Annotated in this window: 4 protein-coding genes, 1 pseudogene and 1 riboswitch; of the genes and pseudogenes, 2 read left to right on the top strand and 3 right to left on the bottom strand. The window is 69.4% G+C overall.

Translation table 11 applies throughout. The features are described from left to right. Nucleotides 1-35: 35 nt before the first annotated feature. Nucleotides 36-590 (bottom strand): annotated as a pseudogene (locus tag AC27KI_RS18625) (nucleotide-binding protein); the annotation flags it as partial. Nucleotides 591-666: 76 nt separating this feature from the next. Beyond that, on the bottom strand, nt 667-2,565 hold the full coding sequence (locus tag AC27KI_RS18630; RefSeq protein WP_487115200.1) for a TonB-dependent receptor domain-containing protein: 1,899 nt from the start codon (nt 2,563-2,565) through the stop codon (nt 667-669). Nucleotides 2,566-2,655: 90 nt separating this feature from the next. Then, nucleotides 2,656-2,900, bottom strand: a riboswitch (cobalamin riboswitch). Between the two features lie 66 nt (nt 2,901-2,966). On the opposite strand from AC27KI_RS18630, the gene AC27KI_RS18635 reads away from it, so the two are divergent. After that, nucleotides 2,967-3,188: a DUF904 domain-containing protein gene (locus AC27KI_RS18635; RefSeq protein ID WP_272548299.1), complete on the top strand. Its 222-nt coding sequence runs from the start codon at nt 2,967-2,969 to the stop codon at nt 3,186-3,188. Beyond that, entirely contained in the window at nt 3,185-3,595 is a 411-nt protein-coding gene (locus AC27KI_RS18640) for a cell division protein ZapA (protein ID WP_284406778.1), read from the top strand. The genes AC27KI_RS18635 and AC27KI_RS18640 overlap by 4 nt, the downstream gene beginning before the upstream one ends. Nucleotides 3,596-3,851: 256 nt before the next feature. Here AC27KI_RS18640 and AC27KI_RS18645 read toward each other — a convergent pair. Beyond that, nucleotides 3,852-4,930 (bottom strand): putative bifunctional diguanylate cyclase/phosphodiesterase (locus tag AC27KI_RS18645; protein ID WP_487115202.1); only part of this gene is annotated, 1,079 nt, incomplete at its 5' end.

The following is a 4,930-nucleotide window of genomic DNA, read 5'->3' on the forward strand; positions in this document are numbered from 1 at the left end:
CCGGCGTGGGGTCAGCGGCGGGTGCTGGCCGCGGCACCGTCCTGCGCATCCCGCTGCACGCGCGGCAGCGCGCCCAGCCAGTCCGCGGGATCGTTGAGACCTGCGCGCAGCAGGTCGGCATGGCGTTCGGTGGCGACGCGGTTGGCCAGCACGCCGGCCCATGGCAGGCCCGCGCGGTAGTGCCGCAGGCCGTGCACCACAGCCCCCAGCGTGGCGCCCATGGCCGACGCATCGACCACCGCCAGCACCGGCAGCCCGAAACGCTGCGCCAGATCGGCCAGGCTGGGGGCGCCGTCGAACAGGCCCATCACGCCTTCGATGAGGATCAGGTCGGCCTCGCGCGCGGCGGCATGCAGGCGCTGCGCGATGTCGGCCTCGCCGGTCATCCACAGGTCGATCTGGTGCACCGGAGCGCCGCTGGCCAGTTGGTGCCAGCAGGGGTCGAGGAAATCGGGGCCGCACTTGAAGACCCGCACCCGGCGCCCCTGGCGCGCGTGCAACCGCGCGAGCGCCGCCGTCACGGTGGTCTTGCCCTGGCCAGACGCGGGTGCGGCGATGGCGATGGCGGGACAGCCCACGCTGCCCGCCATGCCAGCCGCTTCTTCTTCTCGCGCTGCTGCTTCTCCCCTCGCCCTCATGGGTTCTTCATCGCTGGCTGCGCCGCGGTCATTGCGGCGCCCATTTGAGGCCCGCATAGAACGTGCGCCCCGCCGTGGCGTAGGTGCGGGCCAGCTGGTAATCCTTGTCGGCCAGGTTGTCCACGCGCGCCAGCAGCGTCACGTCGCGTGCGATGCGCGTGCTGGCATACAGGTTGACGAGCGTGTAGCCGCCCAGCACCGTGGTGTTGGCCGCGGTGTCGAAGCGCCGGCCCGAGGCCTGCACTTCGGTGCCCAGCGTCCAGCCGGCGACCTGCGTGTCGGCCCCCAGCGTGCCGTGGCGCTTGGAGCGCCGCGCCAGCAGCCGGCCCGTGTCTTCGTCGCGCGGATTCTGGAAATCCACCGATCCGCGCAACTGTACGCCGGCCACCTTGTACGAGCCTGACAGCGTCACGCCGTCGTACTTGGCGCGCGCGGCGCTGGCATAGCAGCCGAAGTTGGACTGGCAGCCGCCCGCCCCGCCGAACACGATGAGGTTCTTCACGCGGTTGCGGTAGGCCACGGCCGAGAAGGTGCCGGCGCCCTCGGCCCAGCGCAGGCCCACCTCGGCATTGCGGCCCTCTTCCGGCTTGAGCGATGCCAGGCCGTACTCGCTGAAGCGCTGGTACAGCGTGGGCGCGCGGAACGAGGTGCCCACGGACGCGGTGGCGCGCCACTGCGGCGTGATGGCATAGCCGTATGCTGCGCTGCCGGTGTTCTGGCCGCCGAACTCGCTGTCGGAATCGTGGCGCACGTTGAACTGCAGCGTGTGGCCGCCGGCATTGAAACCGTAGCCCAGCGCGAGCGCGTCTTGCGAGCGCTTGCGGTCGATGGGCGCGTTCTCCAGGTGGTCCTCGCGGCGCTCCAGGGCCGCCGTCACCAGGTGCGGGCCCTGGCGCCATTCGTTCTGGAACAGGTAGCCGCGCAGGCGCGTGTCGGAGAGGTACACGGAAGGCCGCGTCTCGTAGCGGTCGCGCGAGTCGGTGACCGACACGCGGGTGGTGTACTGCGGGCTCCACTTCGCGGCCCAGTTCAGGCCGAGGGCGTGCATGCGGTGCAGGTTGCGGTCGTCGTTGCCCAGCGGCAGGGTGTCGTAGCCCGAGTTCATCTCGCTGGCCACCAGCGTGCCTTCCAGGCGGTGGACTGCATCGATCTGCAGGCCCACTCGGGCGTTGCCGGACGTGCGGCGATAGCCGTCCTTGTCGGGGTTCTGCGTGGCGACGGTGCGGGCGTTGAAGCCCTGGCTCGTCTCGCGCGCCAGGCCCACGGCATAGTCCACCGCGCCGGTGGCACCGCTCACGCCGGCCTCGGCCTTGTAGGTGCCCTGGCTGCCCACGCCGACGCCCACGTAGGGAGCGGTGCCGGCCTCGCCCCGGCGCGTGAAGATCTGCACCACGCCGCCAATGGCGTCCGAGCCGTACACCGCGCCGGCCGGGCCGCGCAGCACCTCGATGCGATCGATGACGGCCAGCGGAATGGCCTCCCACGGCGCGCCGCCGGTGGACTGCGAATCCATGCGCACGCCGTCGATGTACACGGCCGTGAAGCGCGTCTCGGCGCCGCGCAGGTACAGGCTGGTGGCGCTGCCCGGGCCGCCGTTGCGGACCATCTCGACGCCAGGCAAACGGGCCAGCACGTCGGCCAGGCCGGTCGCGCCGCTGTTCTCGATGGCCTCGCGGTCCAGCACGGACACGTCGGCCACCAGGTCGGCCAGCGGCTGGGGCGTGCGCGTGGCAGCCACCACGGTCTCGCCCAGGGAGGGCACGCGCTGGTTCTGCGCCAACAGCATGGGGGCATCCTGCGCCTGCGCGGCGGGTGCGGCGGCAAACGCGAGGGCCAGGGAAACAGCCAGGGCGGCAGGCCGCAGGGGCGAGGAAGGCACGGCAGCGGCAATGGCAGCGGCGCGCGCGGGGAACAAGGGCTTTTTCATGGAAACAGACAGACTGGCAAACATCCCCGCGCCGGCTTCCCCGCCGGCATTGGGCGAAACAGCCGCGCCTTCAGGACCATGGCGGTCCCAAGCGCGGCCACGTTGTTGGCCGGTATCCGGGCTGGCGGAGCGCCCTCCAGCGCCTTCCCAGGCGCTTGTTCAAGGCGCCCAGTGGCTCATGGCTGGAGAGTGAGTCGGAGAAAGGGCCGACCCGTCCGCTGACCGTTGCGGGGGCAGCGCAGGCACGGCGCGCTCTGGCGAACGCAAACCTCCCTGCTTCCCGTTGAACTGCAGCATGCGAACCATGCTGCGAGCACCAACCCGCGGATTTTACGGGTGTTGCAGCCTGTAAACGCCGCTGGATGGGCGGGTGGTGGCGCCAACCCTACAATTGCGGCTGTATGGATCCATCCTCTCCCATCGACCAGATCGCCGAACGCGTGGAGCGGCTGCTGTTGCGCCATGCGGAACTGCAACGCGCCAATGCCTTGCTGACCGCCCAGGTGGTCCATCTCACCCAGGAGCGAGACTCGCTCAAATCCCGGCTCAACACCGCCCGCGCCCGTGTAGACGCGCTGCTGGAGAGCCTGCCTGCGACGCCCCCCTCGAAGGACGCCGAATGAAGCAGATCGAAGTCCAGATCATGCAGCAGAGCTACCTGCTGGGCTGCCCCGAGGGCCACGAATCGCGCCTGCTGCAGGCCGTGGAGCGCGTGGACACCGCCATGACGCGCATCCGCGATGCCGGCAAGGTGCGGGCCCGCGAGCGCATCGCCGTTTTGGCAGCGCTCAACCTGGCCTTCGAGATCGCCGACCGCGAAGAGGCCGACCTGGCCTCCGCTGCACAGGCCCAGGCGGCAGCCCCGACGGAGCCCGCGCCGCTGGCCCCGGCCGCCGGCCCGCAATCCACCGATGCCCCGGCGCCATTGCACGCATCTCACGCCTCGCTGGCGGGCGACCCGTCCGGCCAGATGCAGTTGCTGCTGCGCCGGCTGGACGATGCGCTCGGCGACGACGGCCGCCTTCTTTAAAAAAGGGTTACGCAACGGCCACTCGCGCGCCGTGCATGCAGCGCCTACAATGGAGACGTCTGCGGTGCTGCCGGGCTTTATATTTCCTTGAACCAATGCTCATTGAGCACGGGCTTGGTACATTGCCCGGTGAGCGTGATCATCTCGCGTCAGATGAACCCAACGCCTGGCTGCCCTCGCCCACCTGAACCCCCGGTTCAGGATGCCGGTCCGGTGGCATTCGCAGACACCTGTTTCTCCCACGGCCCGGCGGTTTTCACGCCGGCGTCGACAGTCCCCACGAATAGCTCTGGCGGCTCGCCAGCAGGCTTCTGAAGGCTTCGGCCGGCATCGCCGGCGCGCACAGATACCCCTGGAAGTAGCGGCAGTCCATCTGCTCCAGCGCCATGCGCTGCTGCTGCGTTTCCACGCCCTCCGCCACCACTTCGATGTGCAGCGCGCGCCCCATGTGCACGATGGCATTGATGATCGCGCGGTCGCCGTCGTCGTCGGGCAACCCCCGCACGAACGATTGGTCGATCTTGAGCTTGTGGATCGCCAGCTTTTTCAGATAGGCCAGGCTGGAATAGCCGGTGCCGAAATCATCGATGGCCAGGCCGATGCCCAGTTCGGCCAGCGCCTGCAGGCGCTGCTCCATCTCCAGCGCATCCTGCAGCAGGATGGTCTCGGTCAGCTCCAGTTCGAGCAGCGAGGCCGGCAGGCCGTGCTTGAGCAACAGCTGCGTGAGCCGATCGACGAAATCGGGCTGGCGGAATTCCAGCGCCGACACGTTGACGGCCATCACGAGTGGCGAGCCCGAGCGCATCCAGCGCGCAGCCTCCTGCACGGCCTGCTCCATGACCCATGAACCCAGCGTGATGATGTAGCCGGACTCTTCGGCCAGCGGAATGAAAACGCCTGGCGAAATGGGCCCCAGTTCCGGATCGGTCCAGCGCAGCAGCGCCTCGGCGCCCACCACGCTGCCGGTCGCCATGGCGACCTGCGGCTGGTAGTGGACCACCATGCGCTGCTGGCCCAGGGCCTGGCGCATGGCGTGTTCGAGCTTCATGCGCGACAGCAGGTCCGCATTCATCTGCGGCTGGTAGAAGCCGTAGCTCCCGCGGCCGCGCTCCTTCACGCGGTACATCGCGGTGTCGGCCTGCTTGATGAGGTCGTCCAGCGTTTCGCCGTCCTGCGGGTACAGCGCCACCCCGATGCTGCACTGGATGGAAAACCCCATGCCGTCGAGCATGAAGGGGCGCAGCATGTCCTCGAGCATGCGCCGCGCCACGCCTTCGGCGATCGCGGCATCGCCCCCGTGCAGGTACACCACGAACTCGTCGCCGCCCAGGCGGC

The organism is Acidovorax sp. KPB24-03 (assembly GCF_057546605.1).

What these genes read in the sequence shown, in the direction of transcription:
- AC27KI_RS18635 (WP_272548299.1), top strand. Translation starts at nt 2,967, where the DNA reads ATGGATCCATCCTCTCCCATCGACCAGATCGCCGAACGCGTGGAGCGG.
- AC27KI_RS18630 (WP_487115200.1), bottom strand. Translation starts at nt 2,565, where the DNA reads ATGAAAAAGCCCTTGTTCCCCGCGCGCGCCGCTGCCATTGCCGCTGCC.
- AC27KI_RS18640 (WP_284406778.1), top strand. Translation starts at nt 3,185, where the DNA reads ATGAAGCAGATCGAAGTCCAGATCATGCAGCAGAGCTACCTGCTGGGC.